This window comes from Spirochaeta isovalerica (assembly GCF_014207565.1).
GTDB classification, from domain to species: domain Bacteria; phylum Spirochaetota; class Spirochaetia; order DSM-2461; family DSM-2461; genus Spirochaeta_F; species Spirochaeta_F isovalerica.
In genome coordinates this window covers 67,029-85,139 of sequence record NZ_JACHGJ010000010.1, presented here as the reverse complement: position 1 = coordinate 85,139, position 18,111 = coordinate 67,029, and the positions used below count along the sequence as shown (strand labels likewise).

The window sequence follows — 18,111 nt, the reverse complement described above, 5'->3', positions numbered from 1 at the left end:
GACAAAGTAGATCCCTCTTGCCCCGACATTAAACTCTTCTTGTTTTTCTGGGTCTGCATCCGTTATGGGGAATCGGAGTGACGTCATTGATAGACTTAACTCTCAACCCCAAAGCACCTAGTGATCTGATTGCAGATTCACGGCCGACACCGGGACCCTTTACAAAAACGTTTACTTCTTTCAGACCGAAATCCTTAGCTCTGTTTGTCGCTGTTTCAGCAGTAGACTGAGCTGCAAAAGGAGTCGATTTCTTGGCACCCTTGAATCCGAGAGATCCGGCGCTACACCAAGATAAAGCATTTCCTTTGAGGTCTGTTATAGTAACGATAGTATTATTGAAAGTTGCCTGAATGTAGACATTACCTTCAAATACCGTTTTTTTGTCTTTTCTTTTCTTTACTTTAGCCTTAGCCAATTAACTAACCCCCAGCCTATTTCTTCTTCTTGGCAACGGTCTTCACTTTACCTTTTCTGGTACGTGCGTTGGTCTTTGTTCTCTGTCCTCTGACAGGGAGACCTTTTCTATGCCGTAAACCGCGATAACAGCCGATATCCATGAGTCTCTTAATATTAAGAGCCACCTCTGATCTCAAGCGACCTTCTACTTTGTAATCATTTTCAATGATTTTTCTCAGTTTTGCAACGTCGTCAGTAGAAAGTTCCTTAATTCTCACATTAGGGTCGATACCTGTCTTTTCGCAAATTTCTTTTGCTGTGGTTCTACCAATACCGTAAATGTAGGTAAGAGCTATCTCTGTATGCTTATTAGGTAAATCGATACCTGCAATTCTAGCCACTTACTACCTCCTACTTCTGTCTCTGTTTATGTTTGGGGTTGTCACAGATAATCCGGACAACTCCTCTTCTTCTTATAACTTTGCAGTTATCACATATGGGTTTAACGCTTGCTCTAACTTTCACAATATCCCCTTACTACAAATTCCTGGACTGCAACTTGCCGCTTTTCACAAGCCCGTCATGATGATGCATCTTAAGATGACCTTCAATCTGGGACATCAAGTCAAGATCGACTCCAACCATGATAATCAAAGAAGTTCCGCCCATTAGATAAGCCACCTGTGTGGGAAACCCGAACAGGTTGACAACTACGGAAGGAATCAAAGCTATCACTGCAAGAAACAACGATCCAGGCAGTATTATTCTACGCAGTATCTTTGTCAGATACTGATCAATATTTTCGGAACGAATTCCCGGAATAGATCCGCCGTTCTCCCTGATAGACCTGGCAATTTCAATCGGATTCATGGATACCTGTGTATAAAAGTATGCAAAGAAAACAATTAAAACTGTATAGGCAATCATATATGGACCGCCATTGGGCTTCATTATGTTGGAAAATATAGACCAACCTTCACTGGACGCGCCCAAAGCCCCTGCAATCTGCAAAGGGAATGTCAAAAGAGAACCGGCAAAAATAACCGGAATTACACCCGAAGGATTTATCTTAAACGGAATGTAGGTATTCTGTCCACCGAACATACGACGGCCTACAACTCTTTTAGCGTAATTCACAGGAATTTTCCGCTGTCCCTGCTGCTCGTAGACAATAAGGGTGATGATAGCTACGAACAGTAATGCTGCAACAATTACGAATACAGGGTTCAGATTTCCGTTTCTGATCTCCAAGCCGAGAACATTTATCCCGCCAGGCATTCTAGCAACAATACCGGCAAAAATCAACAGGGAGATACCGTTTCCGATACCTCTTGCGTTGATCTGTTCACCTAACCACATGAGAAACATCGTTCCGGTCGTTACCGTAAGCATGGCAATAACCGTATATTTCATTCCGCTCATGGAAGGTACAATTGCGTTAGGAATCATTCGTGCATAAGCGACAACCGCATAGGACTGGATCAGACAAACAAGAAGCGTCCCGTAGCGCGTATATCTCTTGACTTTTTTCCTACCACCGTCTTCTTCAGACATCTTCTTCAATCCCGGAAAAACCAGGAGAAGAAGATTCATGATAATGGAAGTCGAGATATATGGCATAATACCCAGCATGAAGATTGAAAAATTCTTGAAGGCACCGCCTGCGAAGAAGTCCAGATACTCGGTTATACCCATCGAGGAACCACTGGCTCCCTGCGAAGCGAAATAACTTTTCAGGACGTTTACGTCAATTCCCGGTATGGGAATAACAGCCCCGAGTCTGAAAACTACAAGCATACTTAAAGTGAAAAGAATCTTTTTCCTCAGATCTTTCACTTTGAAAATGTCAACAACCGGATTACTAGCCATCTTTATACCAACTATTCCTATTTTTTATTATTCAACCACGGATCCGCCGGCTTTGACGATTTTATCTTTCGCTCCGGCAGTCACTTTCGTGATCTCTACTTCAAGTTTCTTGTCCAGTTCTCCGGCTCCGAGAATCTTAATATTCTTTTCGCCATTCTTTACAAGACCCTTGGCAACAAGAGTTTCGTGATTTACTTTTTCACCATCGCTATAACGCTCGTTCAGTGAACCGACGTTAATTCCAACATATTCCACTTTGAATGGATGGTTTGAAAAACCTCTTGCGGCAACCCTTCTGTAAAGAGGCATCTGGCCACCTTCGAAACCGAGACGTGTTCCACCGCCCGATCTCGCTTTCTGACCTTTATGTCCCTTTCCGGAAGTCTTACCTGTTCCGGTCGCTCTACCGCGTCCGAGAACCTTTTTATCTCTGTTAGCGCCTTTCGGTGCTTTTAATTCAAACGCACTCATCAGCTGATCTCCTCAACTTTAACCAAGTGAGAAATTGATTCTACCATACCTAAGATCGATGGGGTAGCATCTTTTTCTACAACTGAATTAATTTTCTTAAGACCCAATGCTTTAACAGTTTTTCTCTGTTCAGGCTTTCTTCCAATGGTACTGCGTACCAGCTGAACCCTGATTCTTTTAGTCTTAGCCATAATTAACCCCACAGTTCATTGAGCGATTTGCCTCTGTTTGAAGCGAGCTCTTTGGCATCAAAGAGTCCGTCCAGACCGGCGAATACACTCTTTACAATATTCATTGTATTTCCAGAACCAAGTGATTTGGCCAGGATATCCTTAACACCAACTGCTTCCATAACGGCACGAACAGGTCCGCCGGCAATAATTCCGGTACCGGGCGCTGCGGGCTTCAGAAGAACCGAAGCGCTCTTGAAGTTACCGAGAATTTCGTGAGGAAGTGTATTGCCTTTCAAAGGCACGGTGATAAGGTTTTTCTTAGCCTTTTCTACACTCTTTCTAATAGCTTCTGAAACGTCGTTTGCTTTTCCGAATCCGACGCCTACCCGTCCTTTTCCATCTCCGACAACCATAAGGGCGGAGAACGACATATTGCGTCCACCCTTTACGGCTTTGGAAACTCTGTTGAGACGGATAAGTTTTTCAATAAACTCTTTTTCTTCTCTTTTTTCTTTAAAAGCCATTCTATTCCCCTTAAAGCTCTATACCGACACTTCTCGCACCGTCAGCAATAGCCTTAACTACTCCGTGATACTTGTATCCATTTCTATCAAAAACAACTGTAGAGATCTTGGCAGCTTTCAGTCTTTCACCGATAACCTTCCCCAGTTTCTCTCCGCCTTCCACTGTATTCTTTGTTCCTTTAAGCTCGGCTTCAAGGGTAGAAGCGGAAGAAAGAGTTTTACCGGCGATATCATCGATGACCTGAACGCTCAGATACTTGTTACTTCTGAAAACCGACATTCTCGGCTTAGCGGAAGTTCCGGAGATATTTTTCCGGACACGTTTTTTACGCTGCAGTCTCTTTCTATTTTTTTCATCAACTCTTTTCATGATCTACAACCCTGTTTAAACGCCAGTTTTACCGACTTTTCTGCGGATAACTTCGTTCTCGTACTTAATGCCTTTACCTTTATAGGGTTCGGGCGGTCTAAGTCCGCGAATCTCCACAGCAGCCTGTCCGACTTTAGCCTTATCTATACCGGATACTGTCACTTTGTTGTTACCTTCTACGGCAACAGTAACACCTTCCGGAACCACATACTCAATGGTTGTGGAATAACCGAGGTTCATCATAAGGGTATCACCTTTGAGTTCCGCTCTGTAACCGACACCATTGATAACAAGTGTTTTCGTGAATCCCGCAGAAACCCCGATAATCATGTTATTCAGGAGGTTTCTGTAAAGACCGTGAAAAGACTTGGCTTTTTTGGAATCATCAACACGGTTGACAACCACTTCTCCGTCTTTGATGTCAAAGGAAACTTCAGGTTGAAAATCCTGAGTAAGCTCACCTTTGGCGCCTTTAACGGTAATGACATTTTCTTTTACTGTAACTGTAACGCCTGACGGTACGGTTACAGGCATTTTTCCAATTCTAGACATAATGCTTTTCTCCCTTACCAGACTTTACAGATCACTTCACCACCGATCTTCTGTGCAGAGGCTTTCTTGCCTGTGATTACACCTGAAGAGGTGGAAACGATAACTGTTCCGTATCCGTTAAATACTCTGGGCATTGATTTGTAACCGGAGTAAACACGTCTACCGGGGGTAGACACTTTCTGGATTCCGTGAATAACAGAATTCTCTTTCCCGTCATATTTCAGGAAGATTCTGATATAGTTAACGTCGTCGATCGTTACTTTCTTAAAGTTCTTAACAAATCCTTCATTCTTGAGGATTTTTACAATTTCCAGTTTCAGCTTTGATGTTCTGATATCTACTTTCTCAAACTTTGCTGCACTGGCATTTCTAATTTTTGTGAGCATATCCGCTACAGGATCTGAAACACTCATTCTATACTCCTACCAGCTCGATTTAGTGACACCAGGAATCATACCTTCGCTCGCAAGCTTACGGAAGCAGATTCTGCACATCTGAAATTTTCTCATATAACCACGAGGTCTACCGCAAATCCTGCACCGGTTGTATGCACGGGTGCTGAATTTAGGTGTTCTCTGGGCTTTAACAATCATTGATTTCTTAGCCATTAAACCTCATCTCCTATTTCGCAAAAGGCATGCCGAACTTCGTAAGAAGCGCTTTGCCTTCCTCGTCATTTTCAGCTGTCGTTACTATAGCCACATTGAGCCCGCTAACCTGTTCGATTTTATCGAAGTTGATTTCAGGGAAAATGATCTGCTCGGTAATACCGAGAGAGTAGTTTCCATTTCCATCAAAAGCTTTCGGGTTAATTCCTCTAAAGTCTTTTACACGGGGAAGTGCAATACTGATAAGTCTTTCGAGGAACTCATACATTCTGTCACCGCGAAGGGTAACTTTGGCTCCGATTTCCTGTCCGGCTCTGATTTTGAATCCCGCAATTGACTTTCTCGCTTTTGTCTTCATTACTTTCTGACCGGTAATCTGACTCAGCTCGTTAACAGCGGCATCAAGAAGCTTTTTATTTGTGATAGCTTCACCGACACCCATGCTCACAACGATTTTTTCCAGCTTGGGAACCTGCATGAAAGACTTATATTTAAAATCTTTCATCATTTCCTTGGCCAGTTTGTCATTGTAAGCAGTCTTCAGTCTGGGAGTATATTTCTTATCTGCCATTACAGTACCCCTTCACACTTCTTACAGAATCTGACTTTATTGTCACCGTCTTTGCGGACACCGACTTTAACGGGACCACATTTGGGACACATAATCATAACATTGGAGATGTGGACGGGAGCTTCGATTTCCACGATGCTTCCCTTTTCGCCCTGTTGCCGGGGCTTCATTGTCTTCTTGACGATGTTGAGACCGTCGACAATAACACGTCCGTTTTCTCTGTCTACTTTGAGGATTGTTCCAGTCTTGCCTTTATCCTTTCCGGCTATAAGCTTAACCTGGTCCCCTTTCTTCAGTTTATATTTTACTTCTGCCATCAAACTTCTCCTAAAGGACCTCTGGTGCCAGAGATACGATCTTCATATAACCTGTGTCTCTAAGCTCTCTTGCTACGGGCCCGAAGATACGTTTACCGACAGGAGCACCTTTGTCATCGATGATTACGCAGGCGTTATCATCGAACCTGATATAAGTACCGTCTTCTCGTCTGTATTCTTTGTGAACTCTGACGATAACCGCTTTTTTAACCTCACCTTTTTTAATAGGTGCGTTGGGGAGGGCAGCTTTTACAGCTACAACTATTATGTCTCCGACGCTGGCGTATTTTCTCTTGCTACCGCCGAGAACTTTAATGCACATAACTCTTTTAGCACCAGAGTTATCTGCTACGTTTAACATTGTGTTATCCTGTACCATTTAAACCCTCCTGCCTATTTCGCTCTTTCAATAACTTCCTGCAGGTTCCAGCTTTTTTCTTTGCTGATAGGTCTGCATTCCATTATCCTTACTGTGTCACCGATTTTAGCATCGTTGTTCTCATCGTGTGCTTTATATTTTACCGACTTGGTAACATATTTCTTATAAAGAGGATGAAGCACTTTTGTCGTAATCTTAACAACGACTGTCTTATCCATTTTATCGCTCACAACGAGTCCGGTGAATTCTCTCTTATTAGTCTTTTTGTTTTCCATGACTTCACCTAAGCCTTTCTGATTCCAAGTTCCACTTCACGGATCTTTGTATTCAGTCTGGCGATTGATCTTTTAAGATTCCTTTTTTCCATAGGATTCTCTACATGGCCAAGGACCATATCAAATCTCAGGTTATTAAGATTCTTTTTCAACTCATCACGTTTAGCAACCATCTCGTCCAGTGAGAGATCGTTAAAAGTTTCTTTCATAACTTCCCCTATCCCTGTTTACTTACAAACTTAACCTTGATCGGAAGTTTGCTACCGGCAAGTTCCATCGCCCGCTGGGCCAATTCCTGGTCAACTCCGGCAATTTCGAACATTACAGTTCCAGGCTTAACAGCTGCAACCCATTTCTCGGGAGCTCCCTTTCCTTTACCCATTCGAACCTCAGCAGGTTTTTTGGTATAAGGGATATCGGGAAAAATCCGAATCCAGACTTTACCACCACGCTTGATATGTCTCGTCATGGCAATACGGGCTGCTTCGATCTGTCTTGCAGTGATCCACTTTGTTTCAAGAGAAACAAGTCCAAACTCACCGAAGGAAACTTTGTTACCTCTGGTGGCCTCACCTTTCATGACGCCACGCATTCGTTTTCTATACTTGGTTTTCTTGGGACTCAGCATTACTTGCTCCTCGGCGCTTTTTCTTTCTTGTTTTTAGCAAGGAGACCAGCGTCTTCTTTCTGATCCATACCGTATACTTCACCGCGGAAAATCCAGACTTTAACCCCGATTTTTCCAAATGTCGTATCGGCTTCAGCGAATCCGTAGTCGATGTCCGCTCTCAGTGTATGCAGAGGAATTCTTCCGTCTTTCATTTCCTGAGACCTTGCCATTTCCGCACCGCCAAGTCTTCCGGAAATCTTGATTTTGATCCCCTGAACACCTGTTTTCATACAGTTGGCAACAGCCATCTTTAAAACTCTCCTGAAGGCAGATCTACCCTTGAGCTGTCTTGCGACATTCAGGGCAACGATCTGAGCATCAGCTTCAGGTCTTTTAACTTCTTTAATCTTGATCTGCAGTTTCTTATCAGTGATTTTCTGAAGTCTGCTGCTGATCTTCTCAATATTCGCACCTTTGGTACCAATGATAACACCGGGTCTTGCCGTGTGAATCATCAGGGTAACTCTCTGGGGCTGTCTGATGATTTCGATATCACCGATTTCCGCACCGCGGGCTTCGGGACTCTGCTCAAGAGCTTTTCTCAAAGCCAGATCTTCATGGAGGATATCCGCATAGTTGCGCGGATTAACATACCATTTAGATTTCCAGGTTTTGTTTATACCAAGGCGAAGTCCGTAAGGATGTACTTTCTGTCCCATTTATTCCCCCGTATTCCCTATTTCATCTACAACTACAGAGATGTGGCTCGATCTCTTGAGAAGCCTGTCGGCTTTACCTCTTGACCGGGGCCAGATTCTCTTCTGAATAGGTCCGCCATCTACAAGCAGCTCTTTAATATACAGCATTTCCTCATCCAGCTTACTATTCTGGAAGAGTGCGTTGGCAGTTGCAGATTCAATTACCTTTTTAAGGAACCCGGCACCCTTGTTGGGCAGAGTCTCAAGAATCGCCACAGCTTCAACAACCGGTCTTTTTCTCAGGTTGTTTGCAATGGGACGAATCTTTGTAGGAGACATGGGGAGGTTTTTTGCAACGGCTTTGTAACCTTTCTTTGCTTCCATCTATCTACACCTATCTCTTCGATTTCTTATCGCCGCCGTGTCCTCTGAACATTCTTGTGGGAGCAAACTCTCCGAGTTTATGTCCTACAAGCGCTTCAGTTACGTACACGGGTACCCAGGTTTTTCCGTTGTACACGGAAATTGTCAACCCGACCATTTCAGGAATAATAGTCGATGTTCTGGAGTAAGTTTTAATCATCTGTTTTTTAGATGCCTTGCTCTGATCAACTATTTTCTTATAGAGGCTTTTAGCGATAAAAGGACCTTTTTTGATTGATCTTGACACGCCTTACTCCTATTTTCTTCTCTTGACAATAAATTTATCAGAGTTGTTATGTTTCTTTCTTGTCTTGAAACCTTTAGTCGGTTTACCCCAGGGGGAAACAGGATGTCTACCACCGGAAGTCTTACCTTCACCACCACCATGGGGATGGTCTACGGGGTTCATAACAACACCTCTGACTTTTGGTCTCTTGCCAAGCCATCTTGATCTACCGGCTTTACCGATTTTCACATTCATGTGATCCTCGTTTCCAACTTCACCGATAGTTGCAGAACATTTGTGAAAAACCAGTCTCATTTCTCCGGAGGGAAGTTTTACCGTTACGTAATCACCCTCTTTCGCAGCGAGAAGAGCACTTCCACCAGCTGTTCTTACGAGCTGTCCGCCTTTTCCAAGCTGAAGCTCGATATTGTGAATTACTCTACCTACAGGGATTTTTTCGAGAGGCAGCGTGTTTCCGAGTGCTATGGGAGCACTTTCGCCACTGACAATCTCCTGACCTACAGTCAGCCCTTTGGGAGCAATAATGTATCTCTTTTCACCATCTGCATAGTGAATCAGTGCGATATTCGCACTTCTGTTGGGATCGTACTCAATATGAGCAACTTTTCCGGGGATACCGTATTTGTTTCTCTTGAAGTCGATCTCTCTGTATTTTCTCTTGTGTCCACCACCGCGGCGACGAACACTTATTCTTCCACCTGCTCCACGACCGGCTTTGCTGGACTTCCCGGAAGTCAGGGATTTTTCAGACGAAGTTCTTGTAACATCATCGAAAGTCAGGCTCTGCCTGTACCGCTGAGATGGAGTTCTCGGTTTATAAGTTTTAATTCCCATTGAATCCCCCTTGCTTAAGCGCCTTCGAACTTATCGATTTTTTCGCCGGAAGCAAGTGTAACAATTGCTTTTTTCCAGGAAGCCGTTCTACCGTAACCTCTTCTGTAAGTAGAAGCAGAAACAGGAAGAATCGCCTTTCTTTTTCCAGATACGTTAACAATATTGCAGCTGACCGGCTTTACGGAGAAAAGCTCGCCTACAGCTCTCATCACCTGAATCTTGTTAGCTCTTTTATCAACTTTGAAAACATACTTCTTGCACTCTTCTTCGCGCATGATGTTGGATTTCTCAGTCAATATTGGTTCAATAATAATCTGATCCGCTTTCATTTCAACCTCTATTTTCCGTAGAACTCGTTGAGTTTTACAGCGGCTCCTTCGAGCACAAGAATATTCTTTCCATAAAACAGATCATGAGCACGGAGCCTATTGTAAGAAAGGAACTTGACATTCGGCAGGTTCCGTCCGGCTCTTCTGATCATCTGATCGTCATCTTTTAAAATCACAACTGTTCTTTCCTCGGAAACCAGTTTTGTGAGAATTGTTCTCAGTTCTTTGGTTTTTCCCGATTCAATTGTGAAATCTTCTACAACTTTAAAAGTCTCTCCGGCAGCTTTAAGGCTGAGAATAGACTTCATTGCCAGTCTTTTAATTTTTTTGGGGAGCGTGTAGCTGTAATCCCTGGGCTTGGGCCCGAAGGTGATACCACCACCAACCCAGACTGGAGATCTTTTGTGACCGGATCTCGCACGACCGGTTCCCTTCTGTCTCCAGGGCTTAGCTCCGCTTCCGCGAACTTCTGCTCTAGTCTTAGTAGAAGCAGTTCCCACTCTTTTGTTAGCAAGCTCGTTATTAATGGCGTGATAAATAGAACCTTCACTAACTTCACGCGCAAAAACGCTGTCTTCAAGAGTGATATCTCTAAGCTCTTTTCCTTCTATTGAATAGACCTTTTTGTCCATATTTATCCTCTATAATTTCTTTGCCTTGCGAACTATGACAAAACTATCTTTTGTACCGGGAACGGCTCCCTTAATGAGAAGAACCTGTCTTTCCGTATCAACTTTAACAACCTGCAGGTTCTGTACAGTTTTCCTTTCACCACCCATTCTTCCAGCCATCTTAGTTCCTTTGATAACCTTTGAAGGGTAAGCAGCCATACCGGTAGAACCGTTAGCTCTGTGAAATTTTGAACCGTGTGTCTTTCGTCCACCACCAAAGTTATGGCGTTTCATGACACCCTGATAACCTTTACCTTTTGAAGTTCCGATAACGTCTACAAACTCGACACCTTCGATAAGCTCAACACCGAAAGTATCTCCGACAGCACATTCTTTTCCGAAGTCACGAACTTCGACCACTTTTCTTTTGGGAGTAACTCCCTCTTTGAACTGACCTGCTACAGGCTTTGTAGTGTGCTTTTCTTTTCTTTCAACAGAACCGAGCACAACAGCTTCATAGCCGTCTTTTTCGATGCTTTTGTTAGCAATAACAACGTTTTCTTCAACTTTGACGACTGTAACGGGAGTCAAAACTCCTGTTTCGTCAAACACCTGTGTCATTCCAACTTTTTTGCCGATCAAACTCAACATTTAATTTTTACCTCAATTTCCTTTGATCCGCTCTTACTGTTTAATCTCTACATCGACTCCAGCGGGAAGCTCGAGCTTCATGAGAGCATCCATAACAGCAGAGGTTGGTTCCAAAATATCTATGAGTCTCTTATGAGTTCTCATTTCAAACTGCTCTCTCGACTTTTTGTTAACAAAAGGCGATCTCAAAACAGTATATTTATTTATTCGGGTCGGCAGAGGAATCGGTCCGGAAACTTTGGTCCCCTGCTTCTGAACAGCCTGCACAATAGACCGCGCACTCTGATCGATTAATTCTACGTCAAAACCTCTCAGCCTTACACGTATCTTTTCTTTAGCCATTATTCCTCCAGAATCGGGAATCGCTCTTTGCGACTCCCGACTTCATATCCTTATTCGATAATCTCGATTACCTGACCGGAAGCAACTGTTCTACCACCTTCACGGATAGCGAACCGGAGTCCCTTATCCATAGCGATGGGGTGAATCAGCTCAGCTTCGATCTCAGTGTTATCACCGGGCATTACCATCTGTTTATCAGCAGGAAGAGTTACTGTACCTGTGATATCTGTTGTTCTGAAGTAGAACTGGGGTCTGTATCCTGTAAAGAAAGGATTGTGTCTACCACCCTCTTCTTTAGTCAGACAGTAAAGAGCTGCCTTAAACTTCATGTGAGGAAGAATAGATTTAGGTTTACAGAGAACCTGTCCTCTTTCTACAGCATTCTTATCGATACCTCTGAGCAGACAACCTACGTTATCACCGGCCTGACCTTCATCAAGAAGCTTGTTGAACATCTCAACACCAGTACAAGTCGTTGTCTGAGTTTCTCTAACACCGACAATTTCACAAACGTCACCAACGTGAACGATTCCGCTCTCAACACGTCCTGTTACAACTGTACCACGACCGGAGATTGAGAAAACGTCTTCGATAGGAAGAAGGAAAGGCTTATCAACAGCTCTTTCGGGGATAGGAAAGTATGTATCCATCGCATCGAGAAGCTCCTGAATAGCAGCTGTAGCTTCTGCATCCTGAATATTGGACATAGCCTGGAATGCGGATCCTTTAATAATAGGAGTTTCTTCTCCGGGGAATCCGTACTCGTCGAGAAGCTCAACGATTTCCATCTCAACCAGTTCAACCAGGTCGGGATCGGCGAGGTCCATTTTGTTCATGAAAACGATCAGCTTGGGAACGCCAACCTGTCTTGCAAGAAGGATGTGCTCTCTTGTCTGAGGCTCGGGTCCTGAGTCAGCTGCAACGAGAAGAACGGCACCATCCATCTGAGCTGCACCAGTGATCATGTTTTTAACGTAGTCGGCATGTCCGGGACAGTCTACGTGAGCATAATGTCTTGCATCAGTAGAGTATTCAACGTGTCTTGTGTTGATAGTGATACCACGCTCTTTTTCTTCGGGAGCGTTATCAATATCTTCGTAGCTCATAATCTTTCCACCGTTCTTTGCAGAACAGTACATAGAGATTGCAGCTGTAAGAGTTGTCTTACCATGGTCAACGTGTCCGATTGTACCAACGTTGATATGCGGTTTAGACCTTTCAAATTTTTCCTTAGCCATTCATTCCTCCTCGGCTTTTAAAAAAAAACAACTATATAACCGTACAAAACGGCACTAAACAGGATATTACCAAATCCTGCCAATGGTCTCAACAGGAGTAAGTGCGAGTGGAGATGATTTTACCGCTAAAGCTACACAACAAAGAAAGTACAATACTGTGTAATTCAGAGAAAGATAATGTTTAATAATGGCCTTTGAGAAACAATCACCTAGTGATAAATCACCGGTTTGATCAATTCATCCAAAAAAGGGTTAATAACCCACACCATATATAAAGAACAAAACCTCGATCAGTAGCGGCCTGACAATCATCACCAGGCATCCTGCAAGAGGGCTTTTCAGGCGGCGGAACAACGTCCATATGCCGCCTGAAAGACTAATCTACCACCTATAGTGAGAGAAAGCCTTATTGGCCTCAGCCATTCTGTGAGTATCTTCTTTCTTCTTGAAAGCAGATCCGGTTGAGTTAAAAGCATCAATCAGCTCAGCACTCAACTTCTCACTCATACTTCTTCCGCTTCTGCTTCTTGCTGCAGCAATCAGCCACCTCATAGCAAGAGCTTCACGTCTTGAATCTCTAATTTTAACAGGAACCTGATAAGTAGAACCACCAACCCTTCTGGATTTAACCTCAACGGAAGGCTTAACGTTCTCAACAGCTTTCAGAAAAACTTCAAGCTCTTCATTTCCTGTCTTTTCTTTAATAATAGCCATTGCACCATACATATTGCTGATACTAATGGACTTCTTACCATCAACCATCATTCTCTTAATAAATTTGGCGAGAACGGTGCTGTTGTATTTTGAATCAGGTATAGCCGGTCTAGTCGGCGCCACTCTTCTTCTTGGCATTACATCCTCTCCTTATTAAGCTTTAGGCTTTTTAGTTCCGTATTTAGAACGAGCCTGTCTTCTATTGTCTACACCGAGCGTATCTTTTGCACCACGAATAATGTGATACCGCACACCGGGAAGATCTTTTACTCTTCCACCACGTATAACAACAACAGAGTGTTCCTGAAGGTTATGTCCTTCACCACCAATATAAGCAGTTACTTCAAAACCATTAGTCAACCTGACCCTGGCAACCTTTCTCAAAGCAGAGTTCGGTTTCTTGGGGGTAGCTGTAAATACCCTTGTACAAACACCTCTTCTCTGAGGACAGGATTCTAGAGCAGGAGATTTGGTTTTTTTAACGTTTGACTTTCGGCCTTTTTTAATAAGCTGATTTATCGTAGGCATTAAATTGCAATCTCCTAAAAATTCTTTACAAAACTGCAGGCGTCAGCATACCACCCGCTTATATATATACAAAGGCTTCCCTGAGTCAGCCTCAGGGAATTTAGCACAATGCATTTTTTTTATCAAGGGCGTTTTTCGCCCCTGCTGATTTTTTTGAAAACTTTATTCCGCTTCCATGGCTGTTTCTTCAGCCAGTTCCGCTTCGAGCTTTCTGATTTTCAGTATTTCCTGAACATGCGCATCCAGGTCTTCTGCCTGATCGTTTGAAAGTTTCATATCTCTGTACCGCTTCATACCGGTTCCCGCGGGAATCATATGACCGATAACAACATTCTCTTTCAATCCTCTCAGGTTATCGACATCTCCGGCAATTGCCGCATTTGTCAGAACTCTTGTAGTTTCCTGGAAAGATGCTGCAGAAATCCACGAATCAATATTCAGGGAAGCTCGTGTGATTCCGAGCAATAGAGGCTTAGCGATAGCTGCCTGTCCACCCTGCTCCAGAACTCTTTCGTTTTCTTTCCTGAAGGAATACTTGTCAATCTGCTGTCCGTAGATAAAGTTGGTATCACCGACATCCATTATTTCGACTTTTCTCATCATCTGTCTGATGATTACACCGATATGTTTATCGTTAATGACAACGCCCTGCATCCGGTAAACTTCCTGCACCTCATCAACAAGGTACTGCTGAAGTGCATTTTCTCCAAGAATCTCAAGAATATCATGGGGATCCGTCGCTCCGTCACAGAGCGGTTCACAGGCCTTAACCCGGTCACCGTCACGAACCAGAAGATGTCTTCCCATCGGAACGAGATGCTTGTATTCGTTTCCGTAGGGGTCTTCAACTACGACAACTCTCCGGCCTTTTGCTATACCGCGGAAATGTACAAGCCCGCCGATTTTGGAAAGGATTGCCGAATCTTTAGGTCTTCTCGCTTCAAATAGCTCTCCTACACGGGGAAGACCTCCGGTAATATCCTGAGTCTTGGCACTTTCCTTGAGAAGTTTGGCAAGAATCTGACCGGCTCTCACTTCCGTACCATCTTCTACATTGAGGTAGGCGTTTCCGGGAAGATAATAGTTTGCCAGCTCGTTGCCTTCCGCATCTTCCATGATGATTCTGGGCTGAAGAGTATCGAGAGAGAACTCGGTGATTTTCTTTTCGATGTTACCGGTATCTTCATTAATCTCTTCCTTAAGCGTCGTACCGAGAATTATATCGTCAAATCTAACTTTACCGTTCTGTTCAGCAATAATAGGATCACTGAAGGGGTCGAACATGGCAATAGGTTCATCGGCATCGATGATGGAATCGGTTTTTACCATAACAGTAGAACCGTTTCTGACCTCGAGAGTCTGATCCTGGGCAACAAGAAGTATATGATTTTCCCTGATGTTGATGAAAGCGATTTCGTGAGCCTCTACCACTTCACCTTTTCTTTCAAGGATCTTTTCACCTTTGATAACCTTCTGACCGTCTTCCACGAGAATCTTGTCGGACTTGGAAAATTGGATCTGTTCCAGAACTTTTGCAACGGTAATATAGCCTTTTCTCGTAAACAGAGTATCTCCGTTATCAAGATTGACCAATGTACCGTCAATGTCCCGGACAATAACAGGATATCTGAGAGAAATCTTGTTATCTTCCGCAACAGTACTTGCCGTACCACCGACATGGAAAGTTCTCATCGTAAGCTGTGTTCCGGGCTGTCCGATAGACTGAGCCGCGATAATTCCTACAGCTTCACCGATATCAACAGTTTTCTTGTTGGCAAGGTTCCGACCGTAACATTTTCTACAAACACCATGCTTGGCTTCACAGGTCAGAACAGTTCTTACTTTTACTGATTCAACACCTATCTCTTCAATCTGAGCGGCAATTGCATCAGTTATTTCCTCGTTAACATCAACGAGCACCTCTCCGGTAATCGGATGCTTCACTCTTTCAAGCGTAAACCTGCCCTTAATCCTGTCAGAGAGTGATTCCACAATTTCTTCACCATCTTTCAGTGCCGACAGATCGATACCGTTGATCGTACCGCAGTCATCTTCGTTAATAACAACGTCCTGGGCAATATCGACCAGACGCCTTGTGAGGTAACCGGCGTCAGCTGTTTTAAGAGCCGTATCGGCAAGACCTTTACGGGCACCGTTTGTCGATATGAAGAACTCGATTACCGATAGACCTTCTTTAAAGTTCGCACGGATCGGGAGCTCGATTATATCTCCAGACGGCTTGGCCATTAGACCACGCATACCGGCCAGCTGTCTGATCTGGTTTCTCGAACCTCTCGCACCGGAGTCAGCCATCATATAAACGTTATTGAAACCATTTTTATCGTTTTCCAGGTGATCCATCATCACATTGGTAAGGTCCTCATTGGTTTTACCCCAGACCTCGATTACACGGTTATACCGCTCTTCCTGTGTGATATGGCCATCAAGATACTGTTTCTGAATACGCTCAACTTCACTGTTTGCATTTGAAATCAGTGTCTTCTTCTCATCGGGAACGAGAATATCGTCCATACCGATAGTAGCTCCGAAAATTGTTGCATACTTGTAACCCGTATCTTTGATAACATCGAGCATATGTACAGTAACAGCAGAGCCGTATTCTTCGTGAGTTTCAGCGATAAGGGCTCTGATCTCTTTATCACCGAGCCTGTAGTTCACATAGTCAACTTCCGAGGGAAGCAGATCATTGAATATAACCCGCCCCGGAGTCGTCTCCAGGAACTTTCCGTCTATCTTGACTTTACAGAGAGCCTGATAATCAACAGCTTTAGCCTGTAGAGCGAGAATGGTTTCTTCAGGAGATCCGAAATACTTCCCTTCTCCTTTGGCACCGGGACGCTGACTTGTCAGGTGATAAATACCGAGAACCATGTCCTGAGAAGGGAAAACAATCGGTTGTCCGTTCGCGGGGTTCATCAGGTTTTTATCAGCAAGCATCAATGTCCAGCACTCGATCTGGGCAGCCTGAGTCAGAGGAACATGAACAGCCATCTGGTCACCGTCAAAGTCGGCATTGAAAGCATGACAGACAAGGGGGTGAAGACGAATCGCTTTTCCTTCGACAAGAACGGGCTCGAAAGCCTGTATTCCGAGGCGGTGAAGAGTCGGAGCACGGTTGAGAAGTACGGGATGTTCTTTGACTACATCGTCGAGAACGGCCCAGACTTCCGGAGTTTCCTGCTCTACAAGCGATTTAGCTTTCTTAATGTTATAAACGACATCCATTTCAACAAGCTTTTTCATAATGAAAGGCTTGTATAACTCAAGGGCCATTTTTGCGGGAAGACCGCACTGGTGAAGCTTGAGATTCGGACCGACAACGATTACCGAACGACCGGAATAGTCTACACGTTTACCGAGGAGGTTCTGCCTGAACCGCCCCTGCTTACCCTTGAGAAGGTCGGAAAGCGATTTAAGAGGTCTGTTCGACGCTCCTTTAACAACTTTTTTCTTCTTGGAGTTGTCGAATAAAGCATCAACAGCTTCCTGAAGCATCCTTTTCTCGTTTCTGATAATGATATCAGGCGCATTGAGAGCCATAAGCCTCTTAAGCCTGTTATTTCTATTTATAACTCTTCTGTAGAGATCGTTTAGATCCGATGTGGCAAAACGCCCGCCATCGAGCTGCACCATCGGTCTCAATTCCGGTGGAATTACAGGAATTACATCAAGTATCATCCACTCAGCCCGGTTACCGGAGTCACGGAAATTCTCAACAATTTCGATTCTCTTGAGAAGTCTTTTATCGGCTTTCGCCCCTTTATCAACCATTTTGGCTCTCAGTTCAGCTGAAAGCTCATCAAGATCGAGGTTTTCCAGAATAGTGCGAACTGCTTCTGCACCGATTCCGGCCGTAAAGGACATACCGTATCGCTCGCGCGCTTCGGCATATTCCTCTTCGGAAAGAAGCTGTAGTTTTCTCAGATCCGTATCACCGGCTTCAATGACGACATATTTCTCATAGTAGAGAATAGATCGCAGAGCGGCAATGGAAAGATCTAAAAGCAATCCCATTCTCGAAGGAACGGAACGGTAATACCAGATATGGGAGACGGGCGAAGCAAGTTCAATATGCCCCATTCTCTCACGTCTTACCTTGAAGTGGGTTACTTCTACACCACAACGGTCACAAATCACTCCTTTGTAACGGATAGACTTGAATTTACCGCAGTAACACTCCCACTCTTTGGTAGTTCCGAAAATTCTTTCACAGAACAGACCGTCCTTTTCCGGACGGAGAGTTCGGTAATTGATAGTTTCGGGTTTTTTAACTTCTCCGTAAGACCAGGCCCTGATCTGCTCAGGAGAAGCCAGTTTTATCATTAAACTGTCAAAGTCTTGAATATCTCTCATTCTGCCC

The 18,111-nt window shown here is 43.9% G+C and carries 29 protein-coding genes; all 29 read right to left on the bottom strand.

Features of this window, described 5'->3' with window-relative positions:
- Positions 1–28: 28 nt before the first annotated feature.
- Positions 29–415, bottom strand: coding sequence for a 30S ribosomal protein S11 (gene rpsK / locus HNR50_RS19400; RefSeq protein WP_184748462.1), 387 nt, complete (start codon positions 413–415; stop codon positions 29–31).
- Positions 416–431: 16 nt separating this feature from the next.
- A complete protein-coding gene (gene rpsM, locus HNR50_RS19395) occupies positions 432–797 on the bottom strand; it encodes a 30S ribosomal protein S13 (RefSeq protein ID WP_184748461.1) in 366 nt (121 codons plus the stop codon).
- 10 nt (positions 798–807) lie between these two features.
- Positions 808–921 carry a 50S ribosomal protein L36 gene (gene rpmJ / locus HNR50_RS19390; RefSeq protein ID WP_184748460.1) on the bottom strand — a complete coding sequence of 38 codons (114 nt, stop codon included), beginning with the start codon at positions 919–921 and terminating at the stop codon, positions 808–810.
- Between the two features lie 12 nt (positions 922–933).
- The gene (gene secY, locus HNR50_RS19385; RefSeq protein WP_184748459.1) at positions 934–2,265 is read right to left on the bottom strand and encodes a preprotein translocase subunit SecY; all 1,332 of its coding nucleotides are present in this window, start codon (positions 2,263–2,265) and stop codon (positions 934–936) included.
- 27 nt (positions 2,266–2,292) lie between these two features.
- Positions 2,293–2,736, bottom strand: coding sequence for a 50S ribosomal protein L15 (gene rplO / locus HNR50_RS19380; RefSeq protein ID WP_184748458.1), 444 nt, complete (start codon positions 2,734–2,736; stop codon positions 2,293–2,295).
- Positions 2,736–2,927: a 50S ribosomal protein L30 gene (rpmD, locus tag HNR50_RS19375; RefSeq protein ID WP_184748457.1), complete on the bottom strand. Its 192-nt coding sequence runs from the start codon at positions 2,925–2,927 to the stop codon at positions 2,736–2,738. The genes rplO and rpmD overlap by 1 nt, the downstream gene beginning before the upstream one ends.
- Positions 2,928–2,929: 2 nt before the next feature.
- Positions 2,930–3,433, bottom strand: coding sequence for a 30S ribosomal protein S5 (gene rpsE, locus HNR50_RS19370; RefSeq protein ID WP_184748456.1), 504 nt, complete (start codon positions 3,431–3,433; stop codon positions 2,930–2,932).
- Positions 3,434–3,443: 10 nt separating this feature from the next.
- Complete coding sequence (gene rplR / locus HNR50_RS19365; RefSeq protein ID WP_184748528.1) at positions 3,444–3,806, bottom strand: 50S ribosomal protein L18; 363 nt, start codon at positions 3,804–3,806, stop codon at positions 3,444–3,446.
- Positions 3,807–3,818: 12 nt separating this feature from the next.
- Entirely contained in the window at positions 3,819–4,355 is a 537-nt protein-coding gene (gene rplF / locus HNR50_RS19360; RefSeq protein ID WP_184748455.1) for a 50S ribosomal protein L6, read from the bottom strand.
- 14 nt (positions 4,356–4,369) lie between these two features.
- Positions 4,370–4,768, bottom strand: a complete 399-nt coding sequence (rpsH, locus tag HNR50_RS19355; RefSeq protein ID WP_184748454.1) for a 30S ribosomal protein S8 — start codon at positions 4,766–4,768, stop codon at positions 4,370–4,372.
- A 9-nt stretch (positions 4,769–4,777) separates the two neighbouring features.
- Positions 4,778–4,963 (bottom strand): type Z 30S ribosomal protein S14, encoded by a 186-nt coding sequence (locus HNR50_RS19350; protein ID WP_184748453.1) that lies wholly within the window; start codon positions 4,961–4,963, stop codon positions 4,778–4,780.
- Between the two features lie 13 nt (positions 4,964–4,976).
- Positions 4,977–5,534, bottom strand: a complete 558-nt coding sequence (gene rplE, locus HNR50_RS19345) for a 50S ribosomal protein L5 (protein ID WP_184748452.1) — start codon at positions 5,532–5,534, stop codon at positions 4,977–4,979.
- Positions 5,534–5,851 (bottom strand): 50S ribosomal protein L24, encoded by a 318-nt coding sequence (rplX, locus tag HNR50_RS19340; RefSeq protein ID WP_184748451.1) that lies wholly within the window; start codon positions 5,849–5,851, stop codon positions 5,534–5,536. Before rplX ends, rplE begins: the two co-directional genes overlap by 1 nt.
- Positions 5,852–5,861: 10 nt before the next feature.
- Positions 5,862–6,230 (bottom strand): 50S ribosomal protein L14, encoded by a 369-nt coding sequence (rplN, locus tag HNR50_RS19335; RefSeq protein ID WP_184748450.1) that lies wholly within the window; start codon positions 6,228–6,230, stop codon positions 5,862–5,864.
- 14 nt (positions 6,231–6,244) lie between these two features.
- On the bottom strand, positions 6,245–6,505 hold the full coding sequence (rpsQ, locus tag HNR50_RS19330; protein ID WP_184748449.1) for a 30S ribosomal protein S17: 261 nt from the start codon (positions 6,503–6,505) through the stop codon (positions 6,245–6,247).
- Positions 6,506–6,513: 8 nt separating this feature from the next.
- The gene (gene rpmC / locus HNR50_RS19325; RefSeq protein ID WP_184748448.1) at positions 6,514–6,714 is read right to left on the bottom strand and encodes a 50S ribosomal protein L29; all 201 of its coding nucleotides are present in this window, start codon (positions 6,712–6,714) and stop codon (positions 6,514–6,516) included.
- 8 nt (positions 6,715–6,722) lie between these two features.
- Positions 6,723–7,133, bottom strand: a complete 411-nt coding sequence (rplP, locus tag HNR50_RS19320; RefSeq protein ID WP_184748447.1) for a 50S ribosomal protein L16 — start codon at positions 7,131–7,133, stop codon at positions 6,723–6,725.
- On the bottom strand, positions 7,133–7,834 hold the full coding sequence (gene rpsC, locus HNR50_RS19315; protein WP_184748446.1) for a 30S ribosomal protein S3: 702 nt from the start codon (positions 7,832–7,834) through the stop codon (positions 7,133–7,135). The genes rplP and rpsC overlap by 1 nt, the downstream gene beginning before the upstream one ends.
- Positions 7,835–8,197 (bottom strand): 50S ribosomal protein L22, encoded by a 363-nt coding sequence (gene rplV, locus HNR50_RS19310; protein ID WP_184748445.1) that lies wholly within the window; start codon positions 8,195–8,197, stop codon positions 7,835–7,837. It lies immediately after the preceding gene.
- A gap of 10 nt (positions 8,198–8,207) precedes the next feature.
- Positions 8,208–8,483: a 30S ribosomal protein S19 gene (gene rpsS, locus HNR50_RS19305; RefSeq protein WP_184748444.1), complete on the bottom strand. Its 276-nt coding sequence runs from the start codon at positions 8,481–8,483 to the stop codon at positions 8,208–8,210.
- A gap of 9 nt (positions 8,484–8,492) precedes the next feature.
- Positions 8,493–9,317: a 50S ribosomal protein L2 gene (gene rplB / locus HNR50_RS19300; protein WP_184748443.1), complete on the bottom strand. Its 825-nt coding sequence runs from the start codon at positions 9,315–9,317 to the stop codon at positions 8,493–8,495.
- 14 nt (positions 9,318–9,331) lie between these two features.
- Entirely contained in the window at positions 9,332–9,646 is a 315-nt protein-coding gene (gene rplW / locus HNR50_RS19295) for a 50S ribosomal protein L23 (protein ID WP_184748442.1), read from the bottom strand.
- A gap of 8 nt (positions 9,647–9,654) precedes the next feature.
- Complete coding sequence (gene rplD / locus HNR50_RS19290) at positions 9,655–10,278, bottom strand: 50S ribosomal protein L4 (protein ID WP_184748441.1); 624 nt, start codon at positions 10,276–10,278, stop codon at positions 9,655–9,657.
- 9 nt (positions 10,279–10,287) lie between these two features.
- Positions 10,288–10,908: a 50S ribosomal protein L3 gene (rplC, locus tag HNR50_RS19285; RefSeq protein ID WP_184748440.1), complete on the bottom strand. Its 621-nt coding sequence runs from the start codon at positions 10,906–10,908 to the stop codon at positions 10,288–10,290.
- A gap of 33 nt (positions 10,909–10,941) precedes the next feature.
- Positions 10,942–11,250 carry a 30S ribosomal protein S10 gene (gene rpsJ / locus HNR50_RS19280; protein WP_184748439.1) on the bottom strand — a complete coding sequence of 103 codons (309 nt, stop codon included), beginning with the start codon at positions 11,248–11,250 and terminating at the stop codon, positions 10,942–10,944.
- Positions 11,251–11,300: 50 nt separating this feature from the next.
- Positions 11,301–12,488: an elongation factor Tu gene (gene tuf, locus HNR50_RS19275; protein ID WP_184748438.1), complete on the bottom strand. Its 1,188-nt coding sequence runs from the start codon at positions 12,486–12,488 to the stop codon at positions 11,301–11,303.
- A 381-nt stretch (positions 12,489–12,869) separates the two neighbouring features.
- Positions 12,870–13,340, bottom strand: coding sequence for a 30S ribosomal protein S7 (gene rpsG / locus HNR50_RS19270; protein WP_184748437.1), 471 nt, complete (start codon positions 13,338–13,340; stop codon positions 12,870–12,872).
- A 15-nt stretch (positions 13,341–13,355) separates the two neighbouring features.
- Positions 13,356–13,730 carry a 30S ribosomal protein S12 gene (gene rpsL, locus HNR50_RS19265; protein ID WP_184748436.1) on the bottom strand — a complete coding sequence of 125 codons (375 nt, stop codon included), beginning with the start codon at positions 13,728–13,730 and terminating at the stop codon, positions 13,356–13,358.
- A gap of 162 nt (positions 13,731–13,892) precedes the next feature.
- Entirely contained in the window at positions 13,893–18,104 is a 4,212-nt protein-coding gene (gene rpoC / locus HNR50_RS19260; protein ID WP_184748435.1) for a DNA-directed RNA polymerase subunit beta', read from the bottom strand.
- Positions 18,105–18,111: the final 7 nt, after the last annotated feature.

What these genes read in the sequence shown, in the direction of transcription:
- secY (WP_184748459.1), bottom strand. Translation starts at nt 2,265, where the DNA reads ATGGCTAGTAATCCGGTTGTTGACATTTTCAAAGTGAAAGATCTGAGG.
- rplO (WP_184748458.1), bottom strand. Translation starts at nt 2,736, where the DNA reads ATGAGTGCGTTTGAATTAAAAGCACCGAAAGGCGCTAACAGAGATAAA.
- rpmD (WP_184748457.1), bottom strand. Translation starts at nt 2,927, where the DNA reads ATGGCTAAGACTAAAAGAATCAGGGTTCAGCTGGTACGCAGTACCATT.
- rpsE (WP_184748456.1), bottom strand. Translation starts at nt 3,433, where the DNA reads ATGGCTTTTAAAGAAAAAAGAGAAGAAAAAGAGTTTATTGAAAAACTT.
- rplF (WP_184748455.1), bottom strand. Translation starts at nt 4,355, where the DNA reads ATGTCTAGAATTGGAAAAATGCCTGTAACCGTACCGTCAGGCGTTACA.
- rpsH (WP_184748454.1), bottom strand. Translation starts at nt 4,768, where the DNA reads ATGAGTGTTTCAGATCCTGTAGCGGATATGCTCACAAAAATTAGAAAT.
- HNR50_RS19350 (WP_184748453.1), bottom strand. Translation starts at nt 4,963, where the DNA reads ATGGCTAAGAAATCAATGATTGTTAAAGCCCAGAGAACACCTAAATTC.
- rplE (WP_184748452.1), bottom strand. Translation starts at nt 5,534, where the DNA reads ATGGCAGATAAGAAATATACTCCCAGACTGAAGACTGCTTACAATGAC.
- rplX (WP_184748451.1), bottom strand. Translation starts at nt 5,851, where the DNA reads ATGGCAGAAGTAAAATATAAACTGAAGAAAGGGGACCAGGTTAAGCTT.
- rplN (WP_184748450.1), bottom strand. Translation starts at nt 6,230, where the DNA reads ATGGTACAGGATAACACAATGTTAAACGTAGCAGATAACTCTGGTGCT.
- rpsQ (WP_184748449.1), bottom strand. Translation starts at nt 6,505, where the DNA reads ATGGAAAACAAAAAGACTAATAAGAGAGAATTCACCGGACTCGTTGTG.
- rpmC (WP_184748448.1), bottom strand. Translation starts at nt 6,714, where the DNA reads ATGAAAGAAACTTTTAACGATCTCTCACTGGACGAGATGGTTGCTAAA.
- rplP (WP_184748447.1), bottom strand. Translation starts at nt 7,133, where the DNA reads ATGCTGAGTCCCAAGAAAACCAAGTATAGAAAACGAATGCGTGGCGTC.
- rpsC (WP_184748446.1), bottom strand. Translation starts at nt 7,834, where the DNA reads ATGGGACAGAAAGTACATCCTTACGGACTTCGCCTTGGTATAAACAAA.
- rplV (WP_184748445.1), bottom strand. Translation starts at nt 8,197, where the DNA reads ATGGAAGCAAAGAAAGGTTACAAAGCCGTTGCAAAAAACCTCCCCATG.
- rplB (WP_184748443.1), bottom strand. Translation starts at nt 9,317, where the DNA reads ATGGGAATTAAAACTTATAAACCGAGAACTCCATCTCAGCGGTACAGG.
- rplW (WP_184748442.1), bottom strand. Translation starts at nt 9,646, where the DNA reads ATGAAAGCGGATCAGATTATTATTGAACCAATATTGACTGAGAAATCC.
- rplD (WP_184748441.1), bottom strand. Translation starts at nt 10,278, where the DNA reads ATGGACAAAAAGGTCTATTCAATAGAAGGAAAAGAGCTTAGAGATATC.
- rplC (WP_184748440.1), bottom strand. Translation starts at nt 10,908, where the DNA reads ATGTTGAGTTTGATCGGCAAAAAAGTTGGAATGACACAGGTGTTTGAC.
- rpsJ (WP_184748439.1), bottom strand. Translation starts at nt 11,250, where the DNA reads ATGGCTAAAGAAAAGATACGTGTAAGGCTGAGAGGTTTTGACGTAGAA.
- tuf (WP_184748438.1), bottom strand. Translation starts at nt 12,488, where the DNA reads ATGGCTAAGGAAAAATTTGAAAGGTCTAAACCGCATATCAACGTTGGT.
- rpsG (WP_184748437.1), bottom strand. Translation starts at nt 13,340, where the DNA reads ATGCCAAGAAGAAGAGTGGCGCCGACTAGACCGGCTATACCTGATTCA.
- rpsL (WP_184748436.1), bottom strand. Translation starts at nt 13,730, where the DNA reads ATGCCTACGATAAATCAGCTTATTAAAAAAGGCCGAAAGTCAAACGTT.
- rpoC (WP_184748435.1), bottom strand. Translation starts at nt 18,104, where the DNA reads ATGAGAGATATTCAAGACTTTGACAGTTTAATGATAAAACTGGCTTCT.